Origin of the sequence: Pseudomonas sp. S11P7, assembly GCF_023195435.1 — a bacterium.
In the GTDB taxonomy this organism is placed as follows: Bacteria; Pseudomonadota; Gammaproteobacteria; order Pseudomonadales; family Pseudomonadaceae; genus Aquipseudomonas; species Aquipseudomonas fluorescens_G.
The window spans coordinates 2,973,807-3,000,193 of record NZ_JALPKS020000002.1 but is presented as its reverse complement, the minus strand read 5'-3'; the positions used below and the strand labels follow the sequence as shown (position 1 = coordinate 3,000,193).

Genomic DNA, 26,387 nt, shown 5'->3' with positions numbered 1-26,387 from the left:
AGCCTGCTCGCGATAGCGGTGTGTCAGCCAATATTCAGTTCAATGACCCACCGCCATCGCGAGCAGGCTCACTCCTACAAGGTTTTTGTGTTGTGTCATTCAGTCCTGCGTTCACCCTCGCGCGTCATCACCAGGCTCAGCAACACCGAGCCCAGAATCACCGCGCCCACCACCGCCAGCGACCACTCCACCGGCATGTGGAACCACGGCATCAGCACCATCTTGCCGCCGATGAACACCAGCACGATCGCCAGCCCGTACTTGAGCAGATGAAAGCGGTCCGCCATGTCCGCGAGCAGGAAGTACAGCGCGCGCAAGCCCATGATCGCGAAGATATTCGACGTGAAGACAATGAACGGGTCGGTGGTCACCGCGAAAATGGCCGGGATGCTGTCGACCGCGAACATCAGGTCACTGGCCTCGATCAGCACCAGCACCAGAAACATCGGCGTCGCCCAGCGCACACCGTTCTGCACGATAAAAAAACGTTCGCCGTGAAAGCCACTGGTGATGCGCATATGGCTACGGACCCAGCGCAGCAGCGGGTTTTTTTCCAGGTCCGGTTGCTGCTCGGCAAACACCAGCATCTTGATCCCGGTGATGATCAGGAACACCCCGAACGCATACAGCAGCCATTCGAACTGCGACACCAGCCACACCCCGGCGAAGATCATCACTGCGCGCATCACGATCGCCCCGAGGACACCGTACAACAGCACTCGTCGCTGCAATTCCGGTGGCACGGCGAAGTAGCTGAAGATCATCACGAAGACGAACATGTTATCGATCGACAGCGATTGCTCGATCAAATAACCGGTGAGAAATTCGAGGGTTTTCTGCCGGGCGATCTCGCCGCCGAATTCGCCGTGCAGATACCACCAGAGCAAACCGGCGAAGCTCAGCGCCAGCAGACACCAGGCAATCACCCAGGCCAGCGCTTCACGCACTGACACTCGATGCGCCTTGCGCCCGCCAAACACGAACAGGTCGAGTGCCAGCATCGCCAGCACAAAAACGATGAAGGCGCCCCACATCCACGGTTCGCCGATATTAAGGTTGGTCGCTGGCATGTCACGCTCCCTGTCGATGGGCTTGAGGTCAGACAGGGCCATGCTAACGACGGATTTATGCGCGGGAAAAATCGTTTATTTTTGGGGAATAGTTCGGAAAAATCGAAGTTATATAAAGGACGTAACCTAAACCGGGGCCAAAGCAACAAATTCACATGCAAGTTGACGGAGTTTATGAAGCGCTGAGTGTGCCAAACACTACGAAATATTCGTTTCAGTTTGGCCCCCAGATTTCGGTGTGGATTATAAGCCTCCAGTTTCAACTAAAGAAAATTTCCCGTTTTGTACCTCATATACAACACCGCCCCGATCTATTTCAAAATGGAAGCTTGCTCGTACTGTTTTCCCTTCTCGAGTAATATCTATCTTGCCATTTTTCCCGGCGGATATTGCACCATTTGCCACAACATTAGAGCTGACCTTGCCATCGCCCCAATCTTCAATATCGTAAATTTTTGTTTGGAAGTTGTAGGGTAGAACGAATCCGATCTGGTAAAAAACGTCGCCGACGTGGTACCGGCCAATGATGCTCATCGTCTCTTTTGTGAAGGATTGATAGAGAAACTGATTAGGTTGAAAGTTTTCAATATATGGAAAAGCAGGTGAAAACGTCGCCTTGTAATACTGCTCTTGCGTTACTGGTTTACCTTTAATTGGGACAGGTTTGAGGTTGGTATCAAGAGCAAGTTGAGATAATTTAATGTCATTCATGGCATGGATCTCATGGAGTATGGTTTATGCCGTTCGACCAAACGTTTATTCGCCAACGACAATAAAATACTACTCGTGCTCCGTGCTTGTGCAACTGTCAGGTCTGACAGTTGTTAACTTTCCTGAAATATGTATCCGGTACATAATGCGTGATAAAGAAACCCACCCGGCGCTAATCAACGAAAAAACTCCCCCGGCGTCTGCCCAAACTGCTGCCGAAACGCCGCAATGAACGCCGACGTTGAGTCATACCCGCACGCCAGCGCAACATCGGTCACCCGTCCGCCTTTTTCCAGTGGCGTCAGCGCGCCGAGCAGGCGCAGGCGTTGGCGCCAGGCGCGAAAGGTCAGGCCGGTGTCGCGCAGGAACAGGCGGGTGAGGGTTTTTTCGGTGATGCCGAACTGCGCGCTCCAGTGACTGAGCGTGGTTTGTTGTTCCGGGTGCTGTTCGAGGCTCTGGTAGATCTGCTTCAAGCGCGGGTCTTGTGGCAGCGGCAGCATCAGATCGATTGGCGCCGCCTCGGCCAGTTGATCGAGGATCACTTGCGCCAGACGCCCGTGGGCGCCGTTCTCGTCGTATTCGACCGGCACCTGGCTGAACGCACGGATCAGTTCGCGCAGCAGATCGCTGACGGCCAACACATGGCAGTGCCCGGCGGCCCAGGCCGAAACGCTGCAATCAATGTACAGGCTGCGCATTTCCGTGTGTGGCGTGCTGAAAACCCGATGCGGTACACCGGCGGGAATCCACACCGCGCGCTCGGGCGGCGCGACGAAACGCCCGGCGCTGGTCTGCACTTCGAGCACGCCTTGAATCGCGTAGGACAACTGCACCCACGGGTGACTGTGGCGGCGGGTCAGCGCGCGATTGGGCAGCGATTCGGTTCTGCCGTACAGCGGCCGCGGCAGGCTGGGCAACCCGGGAATACTGCGGCGAACGCTGTTGGTCTGTCCTTTAGGCGGCATCTTGCGGCTCTTCGGCGTTAGTCGGTAATTGCCAGTCACGTTAGAGTCGTCGGCAAGCACTGGCAACCCCCGGATGAATATCATGACGCGCCCCCGTTTTTTACCCGATAACTTCACCCTGACGTTGATCGGCGTGGTCCTGCTGGCGAGTTTTCTGCCGGCCAGCGGCCAGGTCGCGGTCGGTTTCGGCTGGCTGACCAATCTCGCCATCGCGCTGCTGTTTTTCCTGCACGGCGCCAAACTGTCCCGCGAGTCGATCATCGCCGGTGCCGGCCACTGGCGCCTGCATTTGCTGGTGTTCGGTCTGACCTTCGTGCTGTTTCCACTATTGGGGCTGGCGCTCAAGCCTGTGCTGTCACCGTTGATTGGCGACAAGCTGTACATGGGCATGCTGTATCTGTGCGCGTTGCCCGCGACGGTGCAATCGGCGATTGCCTTCACGTCGCTGGCGCGGGGCAATATTCCGGCGGCGATCTGCAGCGCGGCGGCGTCGAGTCTGTTCGGGATTTTCCTGACGCCGTTGCTGGTCACGCTGTTGCTCAACGTCCACGGTGATGGTGGTTCGACGCTCGATGCCATCATGAAAATCAGCGTGCAGTTGCTGCTGCCATTCATTGCCGGGCAGATCGCCCGGCGCTGGATCGGCGCCTGGGTCGGGCGCAACAAGAACTGGCTGAAGTTCGTCGATCAGGGTTCGATTCTGCTGGTGGTCTACGGCGCGTTCAGCGAGGCGGTCAACGAGGGCATCTGGCAGCAGATTCCGCTGTTCGAATTGCTCGGGCTGATCGTGGTCTGCTGCATCCTGCTGGCGCTGGTGCTGCTGGCGTCGATCCTGCTCGGCAAAGCATTTGGCTTCAATCAGGAGGACCGCATCACCATTCTGTTCTGCGGTTCGAAAAAGAGCCTGGCCACCGGCGTGCCGATGGCGCAGGTACTGTTCGCGGGCAGCACCATCGGCGTGCTGATCCTGCCGCTGATGCTGTTCCATCAGATCCAGCTGATGGTCTGCGCAGTGCTGGCCCAGCGTTACGCGCGCCGGCCGGAATCGGTGCCGGAGCTGATGGCCCAGGTCGATCCCTGAGCGCTGCGCCTCAGACGATATCGTCGATCAGAATATGGTGCAGCCCGCGGCTGCACTGTTCGATCCGTGCTTCGACCTTGTACACGCTGCGCAGCATCTGTTCGGTGATCACCTCACTGCTCGGGCCGCTGCCCTGGGTGGTGCCATCAGCGATGACCAGCACCTGATCGGCAAACCGCAACGCCTGATTCAGATCATGAATCGCGATGAACACGATCACCTCGCGTTGCCGCGCCAGGCTGCGCATGAAGTTCAGCACCTGCACTTGCCGATGCATGTCGAGGGCGCTGGTCGGTTCGTCCATCAGCATGATTTCCGGCTCGCGTACCAGCGTCTGCGCGATGGATACCAGTTGCTGCTGCCCGCCACTGAGTTCACCGAGGTTGCGAAATGACAGGGCGGTGATGCCCAGCGCCGCGAGAATGTCGTCGACCAGTTTCAGCTCGTCGTCATGCACAACCCAGCCCGGCGTCAGTTGCTTGCGCGCCAGCAGCACTGATTCGTACACGGTCAGACGGGCGCTGGCGTTCAGGCCCTGGGGCATGTAGCTGATTCCCGTCGGGCCTTTTTTCGAGTCCTGCAGGATCACTTGGCCGGGGCCGTCGATCAGTCCCGCCATGCGCTTGAACAGCGTCGATTTGCCGGCCGCGTTCGGCCCGACCACCGCCACCACCTGACCGCCCAGAAACGGCGCGGTGGAGACGCCGCGGATGATCTCGCGCTGGCCATAGCGGGCGCCCAGATTGTCCAGCTGCAGCTTCACCATGAGTTTTTCTTCCCGCCGAGAATCAGTGAAATGAAGAACGGCACGCCGATCAGCGAGGTGACCACGCCGATCGGGAAAATCGCGCCGGGAATCAGGGTCTTGCTGACCACCGAACTGGCCGACAGGATCAGCGCCCCCGTGAGCAGCGAGGCCGGCAGAAAGAAGCGCTGGTCCTCGCCGATCAGCATGCGGGCGATGTGCGGGCCGACCAGGCCGATAAAGCCGATGGTGCCGACGAACGCCACGGGAAACGAGGCGAGCAGACTGACCATGATCAATGTCTGAAAGCGCAGGCTGCGCACATTGATGCCGAAACTCGCCGCCTTGTCATCGCCCAGGCGCAGGGCGGTCAAGGCCCAGGCGCGGCGGGCGAAAATCGGCAGGGTGATGAGGATCACCAGGCAAATGATGCCAAGTTTTGGCCAGGTGGCTTTGGTCAGGCTGCCCATGGTCCAGAACACCACGGCGGCGACGGCTTGCTCGGTGGCAAAAAACTGCACCAGCGCCAGCAGCGCGTTGAAGGTGAAGACCAGGGCAATGCCGAGCAGAACAATGGTCTCGGCGGTAACCCCGCGGCGCATGCTCAGAAAGTGAATCAACAGCGCCGATAGCATGGCCATGATGAACGCATTGAGCGGCACCATGAATTGCGCGGCCAGCGGAAACAGCGCGACACCGAAGGCCAGGCCCAGCGCAGCGCCGAAACTGGCGGCGGCAGAAATGCCCAGGGTGAACGGGCTGGCCAGCGGATTGTTGAGGATCGTCTGCATCTGCGCGCCGGCCAGCGACAACGCCGCGCCGACGGCCACCGCCATCAACGCCACGGGCAGGCGAATGTCCCACATCACCACGCGCACTTGCGGCGAGGCGCTGTCCGGTGAAAACAGCGCACCGATCACTTCGCCGAGGCTGTAGCTGGCCGGCCCGAGCGCCAGATCGAGCAGGACGCTGCACAGCAGTAAAAACACCAGCCCGGCGAGGATCAGGCGCTTGCGCAGGACCAGGCGGCGATAGGTTTCGCGCTGGACTTCCACGGTGTCGGTCATTGAGCTCATGGCTTGACCTCGGTTTCGCCCAGGCTGATGAAGTAGCCCGATTCGTACGGCACCGGCAGGAAGCGTTCATGCAGTTCGCGGAACGCCGCATCCGGATCGAGATCGGCGAACAGGTCGGGGTGAAACCATTTGGCCAATTGCTGGATGGCCACGAACTGGTAGGGGCTGTTGTAGAACTGGTGCCAGATTGCGTGGAAGGCTTGGTGCTCCTGAGCCTTGATGCCGGCGTAGGCAGGGCGTTGGGTGTACCAGGCGAGTTTTTTTCGCGCCTGCGCCATGTCCGCGCCGGGGCCGACACCGACCCAGTGACCACCGGGGGCAAACGCTTCCCAGTTGGCGCTGGTGACCACTACGTGTGCCGGATTGGCGACGATGACTTGCTCGGGATTCAACTGGCCGAACGTAGTCGGAATGATGCCGCGCGCGACGTTGTTGCCGCCGGCCATGTCGACGAACAGGCCGAAGTTTTCGTTGCCGAAACTCAGGCAGCAATCATCGGTGTAGCCGCCGATGCGCTCGATGAACACGCTCGGGCGAGGCGGGTGCTGCTTTTCAATGACGTCGGTGACGCGATGAATCTGCTGGTTGCGAAAATCGATGAACGCTTCGGCCCGTTGCTCCTTGCCGAACAACTGACCGAACAGGCGCATGGTCGGCTCGGTGTTCTGCATCGGGTTGTTGCGAAAGTCGACGTACACCACCGGAATGCCGAGGGCGTCGAGCTTTTCGATGTAACGCGCATCCTCGGTGGCGTGCTGCGCCTCGATGTTGAGGATGATCACGTCCGGGCGTTGCGAGATGGCCTGCTCGATATCGAAGGTGCCGTCTTCAAAGCCGCCGAAAGTGGGAATTTTCGCGATGGCGGGGAATTTGCGCAGGTACGCGTTGTAGGTGTCCGGGTCAGACTGGATCAGGTCCTTGCGCCAGCCGACGATGCGTTCGATCGGGTTCTGTGTATCAAGTGCGGCGACCAGATACAGCTGCCGGCCTTCGCCGAGAATCACCCGTCTGACCGGCAGATGCACCTTGACCTTGCGCCCCAGCAGGTCAGTGACTTCGGTGCGTGCGGTGTCGCTGTCAGCGGCGTCAGCATTGCGCGGCGCCAGGGAAAACAGGCTCAACAGGCCTGCCAGTAACAGCGCAGCAACCGCCTGGTTGCGTCGATCAAAAATCGCCATGGTCCAACCTTTGCCAAAGTCAGCGCGGCCCACGGCGCCTGCCGCCGCCACGCTGAACGTTTCAGAAATCGACAGTCGCCGACAGTAATAAAGTGCGCGGTGAGCCCTGGGAGAACGCGCCGTAAGAGGCAACGCCCGACCAGTACTCCCGATCGAATACGTTCTGCACCGTGGCGCGGAACGTGGTCGGCCGCTCATCGATGCGCGTGGTGTAACGTGCACCGACATCGAAGCGGGTCCAGTCATCGAGTTTTTGCGTGTTGGCCTGATTCACGTACTGGCTGCCGGTGTGGATGGCGCCACCGGTCAGGGTCAGCCCTTCAAGCCACGAGGTGTCCCATTCGGCCCAGAGGTTGGCCTGCACCGACGGCACGCCGACCGGCTTGTTGCCGCGATTGCCGGCCACGGCAGTTTTCGTCAGTTCGGCGTCCAGCAGGGTCACGCCACCGAGCAACCGCGTGCCCGGCGTCACTTCGCCAAACACGTTCAGCTCGAGGCCGCGGTTGCGCTGCTCGCCTTGCACCGAAAACACCCCGGCGGCCAGTTCGCCGCTGGGCTTGGTGATCTGGAACAGGCTCAGGGTCGAGGTGAAGCTGCCGTAGTCGGCCTTGACCCCGACTTCATGCTGGCGCGAAACATACGGTGCGAAGATCTCCCCCGCATTGCTGGCGGTGGAGGGCGCGATGTCGCCCTTGCTCAGGCCTTCGATGTAGTTGTAGTAGAGCGCGACGTGATCCCAGGGCTTGATGACCGCACCGAACAGCGGCGTAGTGCGGCTTTCGTCGTAGGAGGTGGTGACCACGCCGCTGGCGTTGTAATTGTCCGATTTGATGTTCTGCTGGCGCACGCCGAGGGTCACCTGGGCGCGGTCGTCGAGGATCGACAGGGTGTCGGCGAGGGCCACGCCGGTCAGTTCGCTCTCGGAGACTTTCGGCGTGGCCGGTTCCGGAATGTAGGGTTCGGGTCGATCCACCGGGTGATAGATGTTCGACAGGATCGGCGCGGCAGAAATGATTCCTCGTGACAACACGTCACGATAACGGCTGACCTGCACCGCGGTGCGATGGCTGACCGGCCCGGTGTCGAAACGCAGCCGCGCACCGGTGTCGACGGTGTAGCGCTTGACCTCGAATTTGTAATAACCGGGCGTCGAAGACGTGTCGCCTGCCGGGTTGATGATGGTCGGGGTCTGGTCGGACATGCGCGCCACCGCCGATTTGCCGCCGCCGGCATGGGCGAACACCGTCAGCGCATCGCTGAGGTCGTATTCGCCGCTGAGCAGCGCCGAAGTGTCACGGGTTTTCGACCAGCCCCAGTCCTGGCTCACGCTGGTTCGGCCGTTGGCGGCGGAGGGAATGTCCACGCCCGGGGCAATCAGAAACGGCCGCGAGGCGGCATCGAAGCGTTCTTTCTGCTGCAACCAGTCGAAGCTGGTGCGCAGGCGCTCGCCTTGATAATCGAGGGCGATCGCGCCGATGTTGACCTGGCGCGACTGCTTGTCGATCGCCGTGTCGCCCAGTTGCGTGCTGCCATTGATGCGCACGCCAAAGCGCCGTTCTTCACCGAAACGCCGACTGACATCGACATGCCCGCCGAGCTGCGCATTCATCGCGTAACTGGCGGTGAAACGACTCAGGTCTTCGTCGAGCGAACGTTTCGGCACCACGTTGATCACGCCGCCCACCGCATTGTTAGGGGACATGCCGTAGAGCAGGGCGCCGGGCCCTTTGACCAGTTCGATGCGCTCGGCGTATTCGGTGAAGACCCGGTAGTTCGGCGCGACGCCGTAGACGCCATCGAACGCCAGTTCACCGAGATTGCCTTCGCCCACCGGAAAGCCACGAATGAAAAACGAGTCGACGATGCCGCCGGTCTGCCCGGTGGAGCGCACCGAGGAGTCGCGTTCCAGCACATCGCCAACGGTAACGGCCTGTTGATCCTTGATCAGCGCCGAGGTGTAGGTGCTGACACTGAACGGCGCGTCCATCACGTCGGTGTTGCCGAGCAGGCCCAGTCGTCCGCCACTGGCGACCTGGCCGCCGGCATACACCGCCGGTAGCGCGTCGCTGCGCCGGTCGGTGCCGATCACCGCCGTTTCATCCAGCGTGACCCGGCGCGCAACCAGCGTGTAACTGCCGTCGCTGCGCCGCACCATGTCCAGACCACTGCCGGCCAACAGGCGATTGACCGCTTCCTGGGTCGAGTAGCGGCCGCTCAGCGCCGGGCTGCTCAAGCCGTCGGTCAGCGCTGGCTGGAACGACAGGGCAATGCCGGCGTCCACGGCAAAGCTCGACAGGGTCGCACCGAGCGGCCCGGCCGGGATGTCGTAGACACGCAGGGCGAGCGTGTCCAGTTGCGCCGGCTCGCCGGCGATGGCCAGCGGGCAGGCGACAGCGATCAGGACCAGGCTCAGCAACGCACTGCGAATAGCGGGTTTGAACGGACGATCCGGGCGCAGGAGGCGTGCAGCGGGCATGGATGGATGAGCCTATGAACAGGACGAAAAAATGCATCTCCCCCATAGCCAGTCGAGCGCGGAAAAAGTATCAGCACGGCGGCAACTATTTTTCCGCTCAGGCGCGGGAGAGCATGACCCAGTAGCCATTCAAGTGGCCGCTGACCAGAATCGGGTAGGTTTGCGCGAGCATGTTCAAGGTGCGCTGGCTGTCGCCGATCGGGTACGCACCGGAAATGCGCAAGTCGGCAATCGCCGGATCGAGACGGATGAAACCGCGACGATAGCGCGTCAGTTCAGCGACGAAATCGGCGAGGCGCATCTTGTCGGCCATCAGCATGCCTTGGCTCCAGGCACCGGCGTAACGGTCGGTCGCACCGAGCGCGCCAAAGGTCGAAGAGGAGAAATCGGTGCGTTGCCCGGCGTTGACGATCAGTGGCGTGTGCTGGCGGTTCTCCGCGAGTTCGACTTTCACCGCGCCTTCCAGTACCGCGAGGTGCGTCTGTGGAGACAGCGCGCGCACGGTAAACCGCGTGCCCAGCGCCTGCATCCGGCCTTGGCGGGTGGTGACCACAAAGGGCCGCGCCATGGCTGCAATGTCCGCTGCGGTCTGCACCAGTATTTCACCTTCGCGCAGGTGGATCAGGCGCTGACTGGCATCAAACAGCACGTCGATGGCGGAATCGGTGTTGAGGATGATTTTTGAGCCGTCGGCCAGGGTCAATTCGCGTTGTTGGCCAACGGATGTGCGGTAATCGGCTGACCATTGCTGGGTCTGCGCCAGCTTCCAGCCACCCCAGCCCGCCGGGGCCAACGCCAGCAGCAGCGCCAGTTTGCCTATCGCTGCGCGGCGTTCCGGGCTGCTCGGCCGATCGAGGGCCGACATGGCCAAGGACGGCGGCAGGCCGCCGAGTTTGCCCTGCAACAATTGCGCACGGGCCCAGGCGCGCGCGTGCGCTCGGGGCTGCTGGCTTTCCACAACTCCCATTCGCCGCGTTCGCGGTCGCTGAGCTCGCGCTCGCTCATGCGCATCAGCCAATCCGCGGCTTCTTCCAATGCCTGAGGAGCGGGTTGCGCTTCACTGCGCCGGGCGAACATTCACTCCACCAGCAACAGGCATTGCACGAAGGCTTGCTTCATGTAGCGCTTGACCGTGATCAACGACACGCCCAGTTGCACGGCAATGTCGTCGTACTTCAAACCGCTGATCTGCGACAGCAGGAACGCACGTTTGACCAGCGGTGGCAGGGCGTCGAGCATCGCGTCGATCTCATGCAGGGTTTCCAGCACCATGAAACGCGATTCTGGCGACGGCACCTCGGGCGCAGGCAACTGCGCGAGCGCCTCCAGATAGGCACGTTCGAGCGCTTTGCGCTGATACCAGTTGACCAGAATGCCCTTGGCCACGCAGCTGAGGTAGGCGCGCGGCTGCTCGATCACCGTGACCTGGGAGGCGAGGATGCGCGTGAAGGTGTCCTGCGCCAGATCCGCCGCATCCATGGCGTTACCCAGTTTTTTTCTCAGCGTCGCATACAGCCAGCCGTGATGGCCGCTGTACAGGGCTTCGATCGCGCGCAGGTGCTGGTCGTTATTCGCGGGAAGGGTTTGGCTCATGGCTGCAGATTTTCATGCAATTGAGAAGTATTCCCAATGCTAGTTTACAACGCCTGTGCGACGCAAGCGCCGATTGGCCTGCGCTTTCAAAGCTTCGGCAAAGCGCGCAACGCGGCGATCATCGCGTCGATTTCCGCTTCGGTGTTGTAGGCATGCAGCGAGGCGCGGCTGACTTCCAGCAAGTCCCGGTGCTGCATGTCCAGCAGGGTCGAGCGAAACGTCGAAGTGCTGACATTGATGCGCTTGTCCCGCCCGGCCAGCCACTGTTGCACCTGCGCGGCGCTGTGGTGACGATGACTGAAGGTGACGATACCGGACCTGTTCATGCTCGGATCCTGCAGCGTGAAACCGGGGATCTGCGCCAGGTGCTGGCGCAGATGATCGGCCAGTTGCTGAATGCGCAGCCACATCGGCTCAATGCCTTGCGCCAGTGCGTACTCCACCGCCGCACCAAGGCCGAGTTTTGCCGCGACATTGCATTCCCAGTTTTCGAAACGCCGGGCATCGGCGCGGACCGTATAGCTGTCGGCGTTTTGCAACGACGCCGCGTGCAGATCGAGAAACACCGGTTCAAGGTTCTGGCACAGCGCTTTTTCGATGTACAAAAAACCCATACCCCGTGGCCCGCGCAAGTATTTGCGGCTGGTGGCGGTGAGCATGTGGCAGCCGATCTTCTGCACATCCAGCGGCATCTGCCCGGCGCCCTGGCAGGCATCGAGCAGATACAGCACGCCGGCCGCACGGGCCAGGGCGCCGATCTGTTCGATCGGCTGCACTGGCCCGCCGTTGGTGGCGATGACCGGCAGCGAGATCAGCGCCACGCGCTCGTCCTCGAGCATCGTCTGCAACGCCGGCAACGAGACCTGCCCGTGTTCATCGTTGGCAATGATGCGAATCTCGATGCCGCGCTGCTGTTTCAGTTGCAGATACGGAATGTAGTTGCCGGCGTATTCGGTGGCCGACGTCAGCAGCACATCGCCGCGTTGCAACGGCAAGGAATAGAAGGCCATGTCCCAGGCCCGGGTGGCGTTCTCGATCACCGCGATTTCATCCGGCGCGGCGTTGAGCAAGCGCCCGATCGATCCGTAGACCTGTTCGATCCCGGCCGCTTGCTGCCCGGCGGCTTCATAGCCGCCAAGGCTGGCTTCGAGCTGGATATGCCGGGTCACGGCCTCGATCACCGGCGTCGGCATCAGCGCCGCGCCGGCATTGTTGAAGTGGATCAGTTGCGCGACGGCGGGAGTGTCGGCGCGCAGTTGTTCAATATTCAAGACATCACTCCTTGATCAGTCCGCGGGCGGTGCGGCGCTCGGTTGCATCGCCGCCGGCCAGTAACGCAGGGCGACAATCGGGATCAGCGCGACCCCATAGGCCAGGCACACGAACAGGTAGGTGTACTGCAGACCGTAGACCTGACTGAGCAGGCCGCCAGCCGATATCCCGGCAATCGAGGCGAATTGCGCGGTGCCCTGCGCGATGCCCAGGACATGACCCTGCTGCGAGCTGTCGGCGGTTTTCGAGATCAGCGCCATCAGCACCGGCGTCGTCGCGCCCAGCAACACGCCCCAAATGAAATACGCCACGACAAACACCAGCGGATTACGCGTGACGCCCGCCACTGCGGTCAGTGCGATGCAGCCGATCACCACGTAGGTCATGCGCTGCAAAGTGTCCTGCTGACCACGGTGTTCGAAATAGCGTGACCACGCTGTGGCCGACAAAATGAAGCCCAGCGCGAGCAAGCCGTAACACAGGCCGACCACCGAATTGCTCACCTCGAACACCGAACTCACGTACAGCGAAAACGACGTCTGCGGCAGCATGCGCGCGAGCAGCAGAATGCCCATCACGCCGAGCAGCGAGAGCAACGGCGAGCCTTGCCAGAGACTGGCGCGGCTTGCGGGCGTGGCGGTTTCGCTGACCACGGCCTTTTTCACCGGTGGCACGTCCGGCAGCGTCACTGCGGCGATCACCGTACACACCGCGCACAGTGCCGAAGCGATGATGTTGATCCAGAAGAATGTCGCGTAATCGAGGATCAGCCCGCCGACCACGGCCCCCAGCAGCGAGCCGACGTTGGTCGAAATCTGCAGGATCGCGAAAAGGCGCGCCCGTCGCGACGGCGCTTCGATACTGACGCCATACGCCTGCGCCGGGGCGATGTAACCGGCGAAAGCGCCTTGCAGAAACCGCAGAATCAGAATGGCCCAGATATCACTGAACAGGGCCAGTCCCAACTGGGTCAATGACAACCCGGCGAGCGCACGGATCATCATCAGCTTGTGACCGTAGCGGTCACCGATGCGGCCCCAGAAGGCACTGGTCAGAATAATCCCCAGCATCGGCCCGACATACACGGCGATGCTGGCGAAGCTGAAAACCGTTTCGGAGTCGGTCAGCCCACGCAGGTGGACAGGCCAGAACGGCCCGCTCATTTCCATCGCGCCCATCGACACCAGCTGGATCGCGAACAGAAGATAAATCAGGATTCGTACACGTGAACCCTGGATGGCACCTGCATGGGACATGAGTCGGCCTCGGTTAAACGCTGGCGAGCGGGTTGGTCAGGGTGTGTTGCAAACGATAGTTGCTGTACTGCATCAGGTGCATGCGCAGCAACGAACGCGTCGGCCAGGGCTCTTCGACGAACGCGCGGTGCTCGGTTTCCCAGATTTGCGGCGCGACGCGCTCGCGCACTGCGTCGAAGGCGAGGTCGGTTTCTTCGCGCAGGATGTGCCAGAGGCGCGTGTCGTTCAAGCCATACTCCTTGGTCAGCCACAAAGCCAGTTCATGCAGGTGCGTGAGGAACGCCGCATCCAGGACAAACATGCGCACCGGCTCGATGTCACCGCTGAACACCGTTGGCAGGATACCCGGCTGGACGTGCGGTTGCAGGCTGTAGCCGCGACCTTCGAGCAGCGGCGCATAGGTGCGGCCATCGCCAAAATCGCGGATCAGCACACTGCGTGCTTTGCCGTCGGCAGAGAACAGCACCATGGTGTTTTGCTGATGCGCTTCCAGACCGATGCCATACAGCAGATAGATCGCCACCACCGGGTGAGTGACCACTTTCGCGTATTCGCGGTACCAGCTCTCAACCTGAGCGGCGGTCGCGCGGACGCCGTCACGTTCGATCAGATCGGTGAACAGCGGGCGACTGTTGCCGGGCAAACGGGTGAACAGCGACGCCACGGTAATCGGCAGGCAGGCATCGGCGCGTTCGAACGCGGGTGCACTGGCGCGATAGACCACGGACAAATGCCGGCCGGGATGATCGTCCTGAGTGACGGCGTTCTTGTAGCGCACGCCGATCTCTTCCGGAAAGATTTCCAAACGTTGGTCGAAGCCGTTTTCGGCCTGCAGAATCTGGCTGATCACCGTGCTGATGCGCGGGCCCATGTGAATCGATTTGGCTTGCAGGCTGCGCAGTTCGCTGGTCATCCACACGGCGATCGGCAGCTTGATCAGCGGCGCGCAAACGTCCAGAACCGGCATCATCGTGCGATAGGACATGGTCGGCAGCGTCGCCAGGTCCGGGCCGTCGGTGATCAAGATCCCTGCTTCGATTTCTGCAGCGAACGTCTTTAGCACGTAGGCCTGCAAATGCCAGCCGTGAATCGGCAGCGGCAGCCACTCGCGTTCATCCAGCCCCTTACGATTGAGCGCGGCTTTCCATTGTTCCCATTGCGCGGGGAAGTTGGCGGCGAACCAGTCGTGGTAGCTGCTCACGTGCGGCATGCTTTCGCTTTGCGCATGTTCGGCGCGCAACGCGGCGATGCGTAGCGGCACTTGCGCGTTGAACTCCGGCGACAGTTGCGCGACTTCCTCATCGCTCAAGCCCGGCCGGGCTTTCCAGGTCGGGTAATACGGATGGCCTTCCAGCGAGCCCCACTGGTCGAGCAGGATCGCCGCGTCTTTGGTGCTCGCGTGCTGGCGCAGGTAATCGGTGAAGCTGTCGAGCCCGTGAGCCTTAGCGGCCTCATGCAGCCGCGCGTTCCACTGCTGGCGGTGCTGGCGGGCGTGAGCATCATTGGTCAGGCTGTTTTCCATGTCGGCCTTGAGCCCGGCCACGCCTTCGTCGGTCGGCGCGAAATCGAAGCTGTCGCGCAGCACATCGAGCATGTCCTGATGGCTGGTGATGGTCTGGCGTACGCCTTCGTCGGTGACCAGCACCACGTCACCGTCGTTGACGATGGTGTCGGCCGGGCCTTTGGCAATGTCGGAAAACGCCAGGTGGGCGCGACCGCCCTTGAGCGGGTAAGTGGCCTGATTGCCGCCAGCGGAAAAGCTCAGGGCCGCACGGTCGAGAATGTTTTCCGCAAACAGGCAGCGCACCAGGCGGCGCATGGCGTTGCGGCGGGAATAGGCGATCAGTGTCTTGAAGTCATCCATATCAGCGGTCTGCTCGTCGAAAATTGAGTGGAAAGGTCATGCCGCAGCGCTTGCGGTGTATGGCCAGTGGCGCGGGAAATAGTCGAGGGCCGAATCGCGCAGACCGTGCATATACGCCACGCTCCACTGCAGGACTTCCTCGATGTGGGGCACCTTGAGTTCGAAGCGCCGGGCCATCTCTACCAACAGCACCAGGCCGTAAGCGACGTCTTCGTTGAAGGCACGGCTTTCGCGTTCGATCACGTAGCCTGCGCGGTTGTCGGCGGCCGGCACCATCGGCGCGAGAATGTCGTTGTAGGCCTGATTGGTGCGCAGGATCGAGAGCATGCTGCTGGTGTCGCGGATCTGCTCACCGTAGGCCTCGATGATTTCCTGCTTCAGCGATTTCACTGACGACAGATCAATGCCCAGACGCTGGCTGATCACCGCGCAGAGCGCCTGGCTTTCCTCGTCCATGCGCTCGAGAAAGTACGCGCCCAGCTCCGGGCATTCGGTCCACCAGCACATGCGCTGCGGGAAGATCTTGCGATGCCACTGGCCGTACGGGCCGATCAAACCGTAGATCACCGAGCTGTGCATGATCGGGTTGCCCGGCGTCAGGGTGATTTCCAGATAGTGTTCGAGCAGCGTTACGCAGGGGCCATACAGACGCGTGAGAATGGCCTGAAGCTGATGCTGCGACGCCTGCGATTCACGGGCGTGGGTTGCCACGTACAACTGGCTTTTGCCGCCGCCCATTTTGATCGAGCGTCCCGGAGCCAGCTCGAACGCGGTGTGCGGCACATCCTTCATGCCCCAGATCACCACATTCGGCCGCTCGGGCAGTGTCGCCTCGGCCAGCCAGTCGAAACCGCAGAAGCCCGGAATCGCGCCGACGTACACCGGTTTGCTTGCACTCAGATGCGGGGCGATGGCTTGCAGGGTTTGCTGGCGCACGTGAGCGGGCACGGTGATGATGACCAGGTCGGCATCTTCCACCGCGTTACGCGCATCCGCCGTGACCCGGTCGAGACGCGCGCTCAGGCACGAGCCATCCGGCAACAGCGCTTGCATCGGCATCTGCCGTGCGTGCTGTTCGATGACCTCGGGATTGTGGGTGAGCAGTGACACCTGCACATCGGCCAGTTGCTTGAACAGAATGGCGTTGAGGTGGCCGGTCCTGCCGCCACCACAAATGGCGACTTTCAACAGATTCATCGAGAGGCGTTCCTGTGTGAAGGGTGGGTCATGCGACGCTCAATTGCAGCGGCGTGGAAGCGGATTCCAGCCATTGGGTCTTGCCCAGCCAGATGTCCAGTTGTGCGCCGATGCCCGGATCGAGCAGGTCGCGCTCTTGCAGCCATTGATCGTCGAACACGGTGTGCAGGTATTTCTCACCGCCATCGGCAATCGGCACCACGACATTGCCGCGCAGCACACCTTTGTGAATCAGCTCCAGCGCCTTGAAAATCGCCCCGCCGGTGGAACCGCCGACCAGCAAGGCGAAGTTGCGCGCGATGTAGCGTGCGGTTTCGAAGGCTTGCGAGTCGGTGACCTGCACGCCCAGATCGATGCAGCTGTAATCGAGCACCAGACCGACGGTGTCGCCCGCCGGAGTGCCTGTGCCCGATTGGTAATAGGGATAGCCCGGATGACCGAACACGATCGAACCGGCCGGTTCGACGCCGACGGTCACGGTGTCGGGGTTGTGCACTTTCAGGCCGCGCGCAATGCCGGTCATCGAACCGCCCGTGCCGACACAACCGACGTACGCACCGATCAGGCCTTCAGCCTGAGCCACGGTTTCGCGGACGAAGTCGCTATAGCCGCCGGCGTTCGCGGCATTGTCGGACTGGTTCATGAACACCGCGCCGGGAATTTCTGCGGCGAGCTCGGCAGCCATTCGTTGCCGTTCGACCACAGCGACTTCGTCTTCGCGATAGGCGCCTTTGACGAAACGAACGTCGGCGCCGAGCGCCTTCATCACCGCGATCTTGTCCTGCGCGGCGTGGTGATCGACCACGGCGATGAAATGCAGACCGAACTCGACCGCCGCCATGGCCAGGCCGATCCCGGTGTTGCCGGACGATGACTCGACTACCACGCCGCCGGGTTTCAGCCGTCCGGACTTGAGCGCCGCCAGCACCATGTTGCGCGCCATGCGATCCTTGATGCTGCCGCCGGGATTGTTCTTTTCGACTTTCAACAACAACCGGGCGTTGGTGTCCGGTACTTCAATCGCCAGCATCGGTGTATTACCGATAAGATCGGAAACTTTATTCAAGATCATTTATATAGTCCCTTCAGTAGTCAGGTGTGAACGCATAGTTACCTTCCGTACAACAGGTCGCCGTCAACCGCCGGGGCAGGGGATGGCGATGAAACTGGTTTTCCAGCAAGTCCATCTGATAACCGGCGGTATTGATATAAACCAATAAGTCGCCGCTTTCGGGGCGGGTTGCGAAGTTGACCAAGCGATAACTGATGACGTCGTCGTCGAGACAACTATGTCCAGCGATATAGGCTTGGCTCGGGGCAGCGGGGCGTGGCTCTGCGCTGATCAACAGCGGATCAACCAGATATTCCGAAGCGAACCAGGTTTCACAAGCGCTGAAACTACTGCCTTCAACAAAGATGACAGTTTTGTTGTCGGCGAGCTTTTTCGTGCGGGTGATGCGGAAGATCGAAATCGCCGCTTGGTCCACCAGACTTCGTCCCGGTTCCAGTGCCAGTGTTATGGACTTCTGCTGCAAGTAAGCGGCAATTGACAGTCCTGGCGAATGTTCGGCTTCGAGGAATAATGTCAGCCATTGCGGTGCGGTCAAATCGCTGCCGTAGGGGTAATAATCAGCCGGAACTTTCTGGTTGTAATAGTGGCTCGGGTTATTGTCGTTCTGCAAAAAGCCGGCATACATCCGGGGCTCGACATAACGAATCGGCAACCCGCCACCGATATCGATCATCTGCGGATCGAGGCCCATTTCCCGTGCCGCTTCGACGAATCCGGTGACTTCCCGGAACGCTTGAACGCGGGATTCGAAGCTGTAGCCGCCGAGGTGAAAATGAAACCCCTCGAAGCGGAAAATTTCGGGGTGTGCGATCAGTCGTTGCAGGCATTCGAGCAGTTCTTCAGCACCCATTCCGAAACGGCTTGTGCCGCTGTTCTTCGGCCGATATCGCAGCAGAACCCTCGATTTTACGGGGCTTGGTTGCGCTTTCAGTACGCTGCGCAGGTGGTCGAATTCTTCCAGCGAGTCCAGGCAAATCAGCGAACCTGCACTGATCAGCGCCTGGTGGAACAGCGCCGTTTTCGCCGGTCCGGTGGCGCAGATCTTCTCGCCGGGGATGGCAGCGTGTAGCGCGTCCTGCAGTTCGTGAAGGCTCGACACATCGACACCGATGCCTGAATTGGCGGCGGCGCCGAGCAGGCTTTGCGACTTGTTGGCCTTGGCGCCATAGAAGATTGCGTGGGCAATGTTGAACCGTTTCAACACATTCACCAGCGCTTGTGTATTCGCTTCAAACGCATGCGGCCAGACCAGATTCAGAGGCGATCCATGTTGTTCCAGCAAATTACCAAGTGTATTCGGGAAGTGCTTGATAAACGTGGCAATAACCGGGTCGATCAACGGCTGTAACATGAGCGGATGATGGACTTTATGGTCCTGCTCGGAAGTTGCGGTATTTATTCCAGGCATAGTTAACCTCTGGCGCGGAAAAATAACTTCGCCATAGCAATGTCGACAACAAGCCGTTATCGAGTCATGAAGTGTCGCTGCTCGTCAGATACGAGTTTTTATTTCTATGGGTGGCGGATGCCAAATGAACGCAAGTGTTGGATCCGAAATACCCGGCATCATAAATAATTCATCAAGCGCTTGCATAAGAACCCCGATCCATAAGGTTTGCACGAATGTGCTAACTGGCCATTAGTTCTCGGCCAATACTCTTTGGAATACCAGCACTGATGTTCAAGTGACATCAGCTGATCGGTATTTTCCAGGTGTTACTGACTTGCTTTGAAACGCGGATAGTTTCTGTTGGCGGCGTGAACAATATTGCGAACAGGAACGATTATCAAGTAAGGTTTTCAAATATTTTTGAATAAAGCCCGGCGCAATGCGAACCCATGAACGTGTATTAACACGCTCAAGGACTCGTTCGCCCGCAAATAAAAACAACGGTTAATTGCTTGATAGAAAAGGCGTTAACGGTTGTCGCGACAAGCCCCGCAACGGCAGGCGAAAAGGCCCGTTCAAGGGCTGCGGGAATCTTCCCAAACCACGACTGGTTCACACCAAGGAGCAACGCCATGCAATCGGATCGACTCAACTGCAAAACCCGGCGCGCGATCAGCTACCTGTTCGTGCCGGGCAACCGTCCCGAGCGCTTTGCCAAAGCCGTCGAAGCAGGGCCGGACGCGATCATTCTCGACCTTGAAGACGCGGTGCATCCGGACAGCAAGGCCGCCGCCCGCGCGGCGATCTGGGCGTGGCAGCAGAGCACGCCGAGCGTTGGCTGCGAACGCTATATCCGCTTGAACAGCGTCAGCAGTGCGTTGTTTCGCCAGGACCTGACCTGGCTCAGCGACATGCCCTATCCCGAACGCTGCAATGGAATTTTCCTGCCCAAGGCCGAATGCCCGGAGGCGTTGGCGGCGGTGGTCGAGCGCCTGCTGGCGTGGCAGCCGCAGTTGCACATCGTCGCGATCATCGAGACCGCCAAGGGGTTGCAACAGGTCGAGGCGATTGCCGCGATTCCAGGGTTGGCGCGCCTGGCGTTCGGCTCGCTGGATTTCGCCCTGGACATCGATTGCAGCCAGATTCCCGAGGCGTTTCTGTTCGCGCGCAACCGCATCGTGCTGGCGTCGCGCACCGCGGATCTGCCGGCGCCGATCGATGGCGTGACACCGGCGATCAGCGATCTGGCGGTGGTTGCCAAAGACGCGCATTACGCCCGCTCGCTGGGGTTCGGCGCCAAACTGTGCATCCACCCCGGCCAACTGACCACGGTGCAACGCGCGTTCCTGCCGGATTCGCGGCAACTGGCCTGGGCCGATCGGGTGATGCGCGCCGTGGCCACGGGCAGCCATGCGGTGCAAGTCGATGGCGAGATGGTCGATCTGCCGCTGATCGAACACGCCCAGCGCCTGCTCGACGTCGCCCGCCAGCACGCGTCGGTTGTTCGTGCCGATGCCTGCTGAATCACGGCGCACAGGAGATCACCATGGCACACGGTTATCAGATTGCGCTGCGGCCGCTCTGCGAAGTGCTGCAGTCCGAACAGGTCGATCCGGCCAACGTGACGCTGCTGCGCGAGTCGATTGTCCGCGCCGGGCATTGGCTCGAGCCGATCATCGTCGAGCGCTCGCGCGGCATCGTGATGGATGGCAATCACCGCTTCACCGCAGCGCTGCAACTGGGCCTCAAGCGGGTGCCGTGCATCCAGCTCGATTACGGCGATCCGCGGGTCTGCGTGCGGCACTGGCAGACCGGGCAAGTGTTCGAGGTGGAGCGGATTTTCCGCACCATCGCCCGTGGCGAGATGTTCCCGTACAAGACCACCCGGCACGCCTTTGACCCGGCGTTGCCGGTGGTGGCGATACCGCTGGAGCGCCTGTACGCCTGACCCGCAGCGGGTGCAAAAAAATAAAACCGACTGCGGGTGATACTTTTTCGCAAATCGACTGGCAATAGGAGTGATTACCATTTTCCCTCGATGAAAAGGATCCTCACGTCATGCCTGTTGTCAGTCGTCCTTGCGGTGAGCGGGTGTTAACACTCGCTGTGCGTACCGCCATGCTGAATTTCGTTCTGGTCGCAGGAAGCGCCAACGCCTGGGCCGCCGGCTCCGGGCAGACAGACGTCGCCGCCCAGACATCGAACGCCGCGCCCACCGCGCCGGCCGATGACAGCAAGGATGCGCTGACCCTCGACACCACCAACATCAACGCTCGTTACAACAGCGCCTCGGCGTTGCCGGAAACCCTCGCCGGAGGGCAGGTGGCGCGTGGTGCGCGGCTGGGCATGCTGGGCAACAAGGACGTGATGGACACGCCGTTCAGCGTCACCAGTTACACCGCGAAAACCCTCGCCGATCTGCAGACCGTGACCGTCGCCGATGCGCTGGAACGCGACCCTTCGGTGCGCTCGACCGGCCAGACGGGCGGCATCGTCGACTCGTTTTTCATTCGCGGCTTCCCGATCGGCGAAGGCAACCTCGGCGAGCTGGCATTTGACGGCGTCTACGGCGTGGCGCCGAACTATCGGGTATTTACCGATTACGCCGAACGGGTGGAGGTGCTCAAGGGGCCCGGCGCGTTGATGTACGGCATTTCGCCGAACAGTGGCGTCGGCGGGGTGATCAACATCGTGCCCAAGCGTCCGCTGGACGAAGACCTGACCCGATTCACCGGCAGCTACGCCTCCGACTCGCAAGTGGGTGGGCATCTGGATCTGAGCCGGCGCTTCGGTTCGGAGAACCAGTTCGGCGTGCGTTTCAACGGCAACCTGCAAGGCGGCGACACGGCGGTGGATGATCAGCACCGCGACCTCGGCGTCGGCGCCATCGCCCTGGATTATCGCGGCGAGCGCCTGCGCTTGAACCTCGACTACATCAGTCAGAAAGAGAGCTGGGAAGGCGCCTCGCGGCCCTTCACCATCGCACCGGGTGTCGACGTGCCGTCGGCGCCGAATGGCCGCACCAATCTGCCGCAGGACTGGGGTTGGTCGGATACCAAGGAACAATCGGCGCTGCTCGGTGGCGAATATGACCTGACCGACAACGTCACCGTGTTCGCCCATGCCGGCGGTGGCCGATCCGACGTCAAGCGCCTGTCCGATCAGGTGCCGAGAATCCTCAATGACGCCGGCGACACCAGCAACATTCCGGGCTACTACAAATTCAACGTTGACCGCTCGACCGCCGATGTCGGCATGCGCGGCGTGTTCGCCACCGGCCCGGTCACCCATACCACGACGCTCATGGCCACCCGTTATCAGGATGAACTGTCACGCGGGATCACCAACGGCACCGCGATCCTGTCGAACATCTATCACCCGGTCGACGTGCCGCAGCAGTACCTCAGCTCGCCGAAGGTTCAGCGAGTGTCCGAGTCGGAGCTGTCCGGCGTGGCATTGACCGACACCTTGTCGATGCTCGACGACCGCTTCCAGCTGACCCTCGGCGTGCGCCGTCAGGACATCGAGTCGCGCAATTACAACGCGGCCGGTGCGGTCAGTTCCAAGTACAGCGACAACGCGACGACGCCGCTGGTTGGCGTGGTGGTCAAGCCGTGGCAGGACGTTTCGCTGTACTACAACTATGTCGAAGGGCTGTCCAAGGGCGACATCGCGCCGGGCACTGCGAGCAACGCGGGCGAGACCTTCGCCCCGTATGAGTCGAAGCAGCACGAAATCGGTGTGAAATACGAACACGGGACGTTCATGACCACCCTGGCGTTGTTCCAGATCGAAAAACCCAGCGGCGAGATTGGCGCGGGCAACGTGTTTTCGGTGCAGGCCGAACAACGCAACCGCGGTGTCGAGTTGAGCATGTACGGCGAAGTCGCCAAGGGCACACGTCTGATGGGCGGCGTCACCGTGCTTGACGGTGAGCTGACCGATTCGGCCACGGCAGCCAATCGCGGCAACAAACCGGTCGGCGTGCCGGACGTGCAGGCCAATCTCTGGGCCGAATGGGATACGCCGTGGCTGGAAGGCTTCACCCTGACCGGCGGGGCGATCTACACCGACCGCCAATACGTCAACCAGGCCAACACTCAGCAACTGGATGCCTGGACGCGTTTCGATGCCGGTGCGCGTTATGCGACCAAAATCGAAGGCCGGCCGACTACGTTCCGCGCCACGGTGCAGAACGTGTTCGATCGCGAGTATTGGTCGGGCGTGGCTTCCTACGGCGCGTTCTCGCCGGGCTATCCGCGCACGCTGCAATTGTCGGCGACCGTCGATTTCTGATGACGGCAGCGGGGCAGTTGTCCGGCTATCCGGCGACTGCCTCTTCTATATAGAGAGCGGTTTGAGGAACTCAGAAAAGGAGTCTTCGTCATGTTGAACAATCCCGGCGCTGCGGCGCTTGTCGTTCGGCCCGCAGCCCCTCGACTGCCGCGCGAGTTCGATCACAGTGCCAATCAACATATTCGCCAATTGCTGAGCCATTTCGGACTGCGCAGCAGCCTGATCCGCTTCAAGGTGCTCAATGCGCTTCTGCTTGCCAGCCGCGACGGACATTCGACGGGAGTCAACGGCGTGCATGCGTGGGTGGCCTCGTCGTCACCGCAGTTGTCGTTCATCAGTGTGCGTGAAGTGCTCAAGCGTCTGTGCCTTGAAGGTTTGATCACTTTGGAACATGACAAGAACTACCGCTTCACCCGGCAAGCCCGGGCCATCCTGCAGCAACACGAGCATTGCTTGTAGGCGCGCGACAAGCTGCGCCTACACCCGCCCGACATACTTCACCGCGGCGGCAGCCCGCGAAGGCACATCCAGCGCGCGTAATAAACACGACACGTGAATGCGCACCGTGAAGGGTGAAATGTCCAGCTCACGGGCGATTTCCTTGTTGGTCTTGCCTTGTGCGATCAGCCGCAAAACCTCCTGCTGCCGAGGGGTGAGGGCGCTGGCGGGTTCCAGCGGCAGCAAGCCTGACGGGGCAAACTTCACCAGTACCTCGCCCGCGCGGATTGCCAGAATCGCCTGACCGATTTCATCCGGGGCGATGTTCTTGCCGATAAAACCGTCAACGCCCGCGCTCATGACTTCGCTGATCAGCGCCTGGTCATCGACCATCGACACGATGATCAGCGTGGTGCGCGGCAAGCGTCGGCGCAGTTCGGCGAGTTGGGTAATGCAGGTTAACCCCGGAAAGCGCAGGTCGAGTATCAACGTATCCGGCTCGCTGTCCAGCAGCGCGGTGACCGCGTCAAGGTCGCCGGCCTCGTCGATAGTCGCCTCGGGCAGCAAGCGCTGCACAGTGCGTAACATCGCTTCGCGAAACAGTGGGTGATCGTCGGCTATGATGATCCGGCATGCCATGGCGCGACCCTCCCTGGGTCAAGCGTTAATCAAGGCTGGCACCTTAGCATCGGACGCGAAGGTTGCCTGTAGGCTGCTTCCGAAACTGACGAACGCTGCACAAGGACGTTTACATGAAATTCGAGAAAAACACCGAACTCGATCAGGCCAATCTGCGCATCATCATCGCGGCCATCGCCGTGGTTTACATGGTCGTATTGAGTTTTCTGCCCGGCCATCGCGTCGATACCTACCTGCCGGTCATTACCTACATCAGCCTGTTTTTGCTGGCTTCCATTGTGTTCCGTCAGGCCATTGCGCGATGGCCCGGGCATTATCCGGCGCGGCGGATTTTTGCCATGATCCACGATTACACCGGCACCTGTTTCGGTCTGGTAGTCGGCGGCGAAGCCGCGCTGCCGTTGTACGCGGTGATGGTTTGGGTCAACCTCGGCAATGGCATGCGCTATGGCTCGCGCTATCTGGCGGTGGCCACCGGTCTGGCATTGCTGGCGCTGCTGGCGGTCTATCGCCTGACGCCGTACTGGCAGGCGCAACCGTTCATGGTCCTGATGCTGATGATCACCAGCACGGTGATTCCGTTTTACGCCCACCTGCTGCTCGAGCGTACGCGCAAGGCGTCGGAGGAGGCCGAGGCGGCCAATCTGGAGAAGTCGCGTTTTCTTGCCCAGGCCAGTCATGACCTGCGTCAGCCGATTCATTCCATCGGCTTGTTCACCGCGTGTCTGCGCGAATCGCGCCTGGGCGATGACGAGCGGCGGCTGGTCGATAACATCGACCGTTCACTGCTCAACGTTTCGCAGTTGTTCCGTTCGATCCTCGACCTCTACACCCTCGATAACGGCCGGGTCGAAGCAAAAATGCAAACGCTCAACCTCGGTGAATGGCTCGCGGACATCGTCCGTCAGCATCAGGAAGCGGCGCGCTGGGCGGGTGTCGAGCTGCGTTTGCGTCCCTGTCACCACTGGGTCAGAACCGACCCGGCGCTGCTGGCGACCATGGTGCAGAACGTGCTCTCCAACTGCCTCAAATACGGCGCTCAGCGGCCGGTGCTGATCGGCGTGCGTAAACGCGGGGCAGGGTTGGCTATCGTCATCCACGACTGCGGCAATGGCATTGCCGAAGAGCATCTGCCCAAGGTTTTCGAAGAATTCTATCGAGTGCGGCAACTGCGCGATAAAGACGTCGAGGGCGTCGGGCTGGGCCTGTCGATTATCAAGCGCCTGGGTGAATTGATCGATGTGGACGTTGCTCTGCGCTCGCGGGTCGGGTGCGGCACGGCGGTGACTCTTGCCGGGTTGCCAATCGTAGCGGCGCCGCAGTCACGGGTTGTCCGCGGTGAAGCGCGGCAGGTGGGTTTGTTGACGGGGTTGAAGGTGTGCCTGGTGGAGGATGATCGCAACGTGTTGCTGGCGACGACGACGTTGCTCGAGCGCTGGGGCTGTGTCGTGCAAGCCGAGTGGTCGGCCGAAAACCTGGTCACCGACTGCGACATCCTTGTCGCCGATTATGACCTCGGCACCCACGCCACTGGCATCGAATGCATCGATGCAGTGCGCAGGCAACGCGGTTGGGCAGTGCCAGCGATGATCATCACCGGCCACGACGTCGAAAGGATTCAGGCGGCCTTGCACGATCGGCAGATTGCGATTCTGTCGAAACCGGTGCACCCGGCCGAGTTACGCACGACGCTGCGCGCCCTGCGTGACCGACTGATTCAGCGCGGAGATGACCAAGCTGTCATCGCTTGCAAAGGTAATCCTGAGTAATGGTGGTTTGCAGGCAATTGAACTTGCCCATGGTGCGGCAGATGTTTTTTTCCGAGCCGGTGACCTCGGCACTTTTGTAGCCCCATGTTTTGCAGCGCTGCGCGGCGATAGTCAGTCCCTGTTCGGCGTTGGTCTGGCCGCTTTCAAATTGGCCCAGTTCATAAGAGACCTGGACGATGCCATCGGTTTTGCTGCCGCCGGTGGCCTCCCATTGTTTCGGCGTGGCGCAACCCGTAAGGAACAGCGCGCTGAGGGTGAGCGTTGCGATCAGGGATTTCATGATGCTTCTTCCTTGTGTC

The 26,387-nt window shown here is 60.9% G+C and carries 22 protein-coding genes and 1 pseudogene; 6 read left to right on the top strand and 17 right to left on the bottom strand.

Annotated elements, in window-relative coordinates:
• Nucleotides 1-95: 95 nt before the first annotated feature.
• The 3 genes from M0746_RS13695 to M0746_RS13685 form a co-directional block, all read right to left on the bottom strand.
• Entirely contained in the window at nucleotides 96-1,070 is a 975-nt protein-coding gene (locus M0746_RS13695; RefSeq protein WP_258449560.1) for a TerC family protein, read from the bottom strand.
• 243 nt (nucleotides 1,071-1,313) lie between these two features.
• Nucleotides 1,314-1,781 carry a hypothetical protein gene (locus M0746_RS13690; RefSeq protein WP_258449559.1) on the bottom strand — a complete coding sequence of 156 codons (468 nt, stop codon included), beginning with the start codon at nucleotides 1,779-1,781 and terminating at the stop codon, nucleotides 1,314-1,316.
• 176 nt (nucleotides 1,782-1,957) lie between these two features.
• Nucleotides 1,958-2,746, bottom strand: a complete 789-nt coding sequence (locus M0746_RS13685) for an AraC family transcriptional regulator (protein ID WP_258449558.1) — start codon at nucleotides 2,744-2,746, stop codon at nucleotides 1,958-1,960.
• An 82-nt stretch (nucleotides 2,747-2,828) separates the two neighbouring features.
• On the opposite strand from M0746_RS13685, the gene M0746_RS13680 reads away from it, so the two are divergent.
• Complete coding sequence (locus tag M0746_RS13680) at nucleotides 2,829-3,827, top strand: bile acid:sodium symporter family protein (RefSeq protein WP_258449557.1); 999 nt, start codon at nucleotides 2,829-2,831, stop codon at nucleotides 3,825-3,827.
• Between the two features lie 10 nt (nucleotides 3,828-3,837).
• Here M0746_RS13680 and M0746_RS13675 read toward each other — a convergent pair whose 3' ends face one another.
• From M0746_RS13675 to M0746_RS13620, 12 genes and pseudogenes are all read right to left on the bottom strand, one after another.
• A complete protein-coding gene (locus M0746_RS13675) occupies nucleotides 3,838-4,593 on the bottom strand; it encodes an ABC transporter ATP-binding protein (RefSeq protein ID WP_258449556.1) in 756 nt (251 codons plus the stop codon).
• Nucleotides 4,587-5,648, bottom strand: a complete 1,062-nt coding sequence (locus M0746_RS13670; protein ID WP_258449555.1) for a FecCD family ABC transporter permease — start codon at nucleotides 5,646-5,648, stop codon at nucleotides 4,587-4,589. The genes M0746_RS13675 and M0746_RS13670 overlap by 7 nt, the downstream gene beginning before the upstream one ends.
• Complete coding sequence (locus M0746_RS13665) at nucleotides 5,645-6,826, bottom strand: ABC transporter substrate-binding protein (RefSeq protein WP_258449554.1); 1,182 nt, start codon at nucleotides 6,824-6,826, stop codon at nucleotides 5,645-5,647. Before M0746_RS13665 ends, M0746_RS13670 begins: the two co-directional genes overlap by 4 nt.
• Nucleotides 6,827-6,887: 61 nt before the next feature.
• Nucleotides 6,888-9,302: a TonB-dependent receptor gene (locus tag M0746_RS13660; RefSeq protein WP_258449553.1), complete on the bottom strand. Its 2,415-nt coding sequence runs from the start codon at nucleotides 9,300-9,302 to the stop codon at nucleotides 6,888-6,890.
• 97 nt (nucleotides 9,303-9,399) lie between these two features.
• Nucleotides 9,400-10,379: pseudogene (locus tag M0746_RS13655) on the bottom strand (FecR domain-containing protein).
• A complete protein-coding gene (locus M0746_RS13650; RefSeq protein ID WP_258449552.1) occupies nucleotides 10,380-10,895 on the bottom strand; it encodes a sigma-70 family RNA polymerase sigma factor in 516 nt (171 codons plus the stop codon). It abuts the pseudogene before it with no gap.
• A gap of 86 nt (nucleotides 10,896-10,981) precedes the next feature.
• Nucleotides 10,982-12,166, bottom strand: a complete 1,185-nt coding sequence (locus M0746_RS13645; protein WP_258449551.1) for an aminotransferase class V-fold PLP-dependent enzyme — start codon at nucleotides 12,164-12,166, stop codon at nucleotides 10,982-10,984.
• A gap of 15 nt (nucleotides 12,167-12,181) precedes the next feature.
• Entirely contained in the window at nucleotides 12,182-13,423 is a 1,242-nt protein-coding gene (locus M0746_RS13640; protein ID WP_258449550.1) for an MFS transporter, read from the bottom strand.
• A 13-nt stretch (nucleotides 13,424-13,436) separates the two neighbouring features.
• Nucleotides 13,437-15,287, bottom strand: a complete 1,851-nt coding sequence (locus M0746_RS13635) for an IucA/IucC family protein (protein ID WP_258449549.1) — start codon at nucleotides 15,285-15,287, stop codon at nucleotides 13,437-13,439.
• 36 nt (nucleotides 15,288-15,323) lie between these two features.
• On the bottom strand, nucleotides 15,324-16,484 hold the full coding sequence (locus M0746_RS13630) for an NAD/NADP-dependent octopine/nopaline dehydrogenase family protein (protein WP_258449548.1): 1,161 nt from the start codon (nucleotides 16,482-16,484) through the stop codon (nucleotides 15,324-15,326).
• A gap of 28 nt (nucleotides 16,485-16,512) precedes the next feature.
• The gene (locus M0746_RS13625; protein WP_258449547.1) at nucleotides 16,513-17,556 is read right to left on the bottom strand and encodes a PLP-dependent cysteine synthase family protein; all 1,044 of its coding nucleotides are present in this window, start codon (nucleotides 17,554-17,556) and stop codon (nucleotides 16,513-16,515) included.
• Between the two features lie 13 nt (nucleotides 17,557-17,569).
• On the bottom strand, nucleotides 17,570-18,964 hold the full coding sequence (locus M0746_RS13620) for a Y4yA family PLP-dependent enzyme (RefSeq protein WP_258449546.1): 1,395 nt from the start codon (nucleotides 18,962-18,964) through the stop codon (nucleotides 17,570-17,572).
• A gap of 614 nt (nucleotides 18,965-19,578) precedes the next feature.
• On the opposite strand from M0746_RS13620, the gene M0746_RS13615 reads away from it, so the two are divergent.
• From M0746_RS13615 to M0746_RS13600, 4 genes are all read left to right on the top strand, one after another.
• Entirely contained in the window at nucleotides 19,579-20,469 is an 891-nt protein-coding gene (locus tag M0746_RS13615; RefSeq protein ID WP_258449545.1) for an HpcH/HpaI aldolase/citrate lyase family protein, read from the top strand.
• 23 nt (nucleotides 20,470-20,492) lie between these two features.
• The gene (locus tag M0746_RS13610) at nucleotides 20,493-20,894 is read left to right on the top strand and encodes a ParB N-terminal domain-containing protein (protein WP_208937755.1); all 402 of its coding nucleotides are present in this window, start codon (nucleotides 20,493-20,495) and stop codon (nucleotides 20,892-20,894) included.
• A gap of 110 nt (nucleotides 20,895-21,004) precedes the next feature.
• Nucleotides 21,005-23,242, top strand: a complete 2,238-nt coding sequence (locus M0746_RS13605) for a TonB-dependent receptor (RefSeq protein WP_258449544.1) — start codon at nucleotides 21,005-21,007, stop codon at nucleotides 23,240-23,242.
• Nucleotides 23,243-23,332: 90 nt separating this feature from the next.
• Entirely contained in the window at nucleotides 23,333-23,701 is a 369-nt protein-coding gene (locus M0746_RS13600; protein WP_208937753.1) for a fe2+ zn2+ uptake regulation protein, read from the top strand.
• An 18-nt stretch (nucleotides 23,702-23,719) separates the two neighbouring features.
• Here M0746_RS13600 and M0746_RS13595 read toward each other — a convergent pair whose 3' ends face one another.
• Nucleotides 23,720-24,319 carry a LuxR C-terminal-related transcriptional regulator gene (locus M0746_RS13595; RefSeq protein ID WP_258449543.1) on the bottom strand — a complete coding sequence of 200 codons (600 nt, stop codon included), beginning with the start codon at nucleotides 24,317-24,319 and terminating at the stop codon, nucleotides 23,720-23,722.
• A gap of 113 nt (nucleotides 24,320-24,432) precedes the next feature.
• Between M0746_RS13595 and M0746_RS13590 the strand changes: the two genes are divergently transcribed.
• Entirely contained in the window at nucleotides 24,433-26,088 is a 1,656-nt protein-coding gene (locus M0746_RS13590; RefSeq protein ID WP_258449542.1) for an ATP-binding response regulator, read from the top strand.
• Here the strand turns inward: M0746_RS13590 and yecR are convergent.
• Nucleotides 26,060-26,368 (bottom strand): YecR family lipoprotein, encoded by a 309-nt coding sequence (gene yecR, locus M0746_RS13585; RefSeq protein ID WP_090284101.1) that lies wholly within the window; start codon nucleotides 26,366-26,368, stop codon nucleotides 26,060-26,062. The two genes, M0746_RS13590 and yecR, sit on opposite strands and share 29 nt — an antisense overlap.
• Between the last annotated feature and the right edge of the window lie 19 nt (nucleotides 26,369-26,387).

Excerpts from the sequence above, each read along its gene's own strand:
- M0746_RS13595 (WP_258449543.1), bottom strand. The coding sequence starts at position 24,319 with ATGGCATGCCGGATCATCATAGCCGACGATCACCCACTGTTTCGCGAA.
- M0746_RS13695 (WP_258449560.1), bottom strand. The coding sequence starts at position 1,070 with ATGCCAGCGACCAACCTTAATATCGGCGAACCGTGGATGTGGGGCGCC.
- M0746_RS13665 (WP_258449554.1), bottom strand. The coding sequence starts at position 6,826 with ATGGCGATTTTTGATCGACGCAACCAGGCGGTTGCTGCGCTGTTACTG.
- yecR (WP_090284101.1), bottom strand. The coding sequence starts at position 26,368 with ATGAAATCCCTGATCGCAACGCTCACCCTCAGCGCGCTGTTCCTTACG.
- M0746_RS13660 (WP_258449553.1), bottom strand. The coding sequence starts at position 9,302 with ATGCCCGCTGCACGCCTCCTGCGCCCGGATCGTCCGTTCAAACCCGCT.
- M0746_RS13605 (WP_258449544.1), top strand. The coding sequence starts at position 21,005 with ATGCCTGTTGTCAGTCGTCCTTGCGGTGAGCGGGTGTTAACACTCGCT.
- M0746_RS13600 (WP_208937753.1), top strand. The coding sequence starts at position 23,333 with ATGTTGAACAATCCCGGCGCTGCGGCGCTTGTCGTTCGGCCCGCAGCC.
- M0746_RS13590 (WP_258449542.1), top strand. The coding sequence starts at position 24,433 with ATGAAATTCGAGAAAAACACCGAACTCGATCAGGCCAATCTGCGCATC.
- M0746_RS13620 (WP_258449546.1), bottom strand. The coding sequence starts at position 18,964 with ATGCCTGGAATAAATACCGCAACTTCCGAGCAGGACCATAAAGTCCAT.
- M0746_RS13675 (WP_258449556.1), bottom strand. The coding sequence starts at position 4,593 with ATGGTGAAGCTGCAGCTGGACAATCTGGGCGCCCGCTATGGCCAGCGC.
- M0746_RS13685 (WP_258449558.1), bottom strand. The coding sequence starts at position 2,746 with ATGCCGCCTAAAGGACAGACCAACAGCGTTCGCCGCAGTATTCCCGGG.
- M0746_RS13690 (WP_258449559.1), bottom strand. The coding sequence starts at position 1,781 with ATGAATGACATTAAATTATCTCAACTTGCTCTTGATACCAACCTCAAA.
- M0746_RS13635 (WP_258449549.1), bottom strand. The coding sequence starts at position 15,287 with ATGGATGACTTCAAGACACTGATCGCCTATTCCCGCCGCAACGCCATG.
- M0746_RS13650 (WP_258449552.1), bottom strand. The coding sequence starts at position 10,895 with ATGAGCCAAACCCTTCCCGCGAATAACGACCAGCACCTGCGCGCGATC.
- M0746_RS13615 (WP_258449545.1), top strand. The coding sequence starts at position 19,579 with ATGCAATCGGATCGACTCAACTGCAAAACCCGGCGCGCGATCAGCTAC.
- M0746_RS13670 (WP_258449555.1), bottom strand. The coding sequence starts at position 5,648 with ATGAGCTCAATGACCGACACCGTGGAAGTCCAGCGCGAAACCTATCGC.
- M0746_RS13640 (WP_258449550.1), bottom strand. The coding sequence starts at position 13,423 with ATGTCCCATGCAGGTGCCATCCAGGGTTCACGTGTACGAATCCTGATT.
- M0746_RS13625 (WP_258449547.1), bottom strand. The coding sequence starts at position 17,556 with ATGATCTTGAATAAAGTTTCCGATCTTATCGGTAATACACCGATGCTG.
- M0746_RS13610 (WP_208937755.1), top strand. The coding sequence starts at position 20,493 with ATGGCACACGGTTATCAGATTGCGCTGCGGCCGCTCTGCGAAGTGCTG.
- M0746_RS13630 (WP_258449548.1), bottom strand. The coding sequence starts at position 16,484 with ATGAATCTGTTGAAAGTCGCCATTTGTGGTGGCGGCAGGACCGGCCAC.
- M0746_RS13680 (WP_258449557.1), top strand. The coding sequence starts at position 2,829 with ATGACGCGCCCCCGTTTTTTACCCGATAACTTCACCCTGACGTTGATC.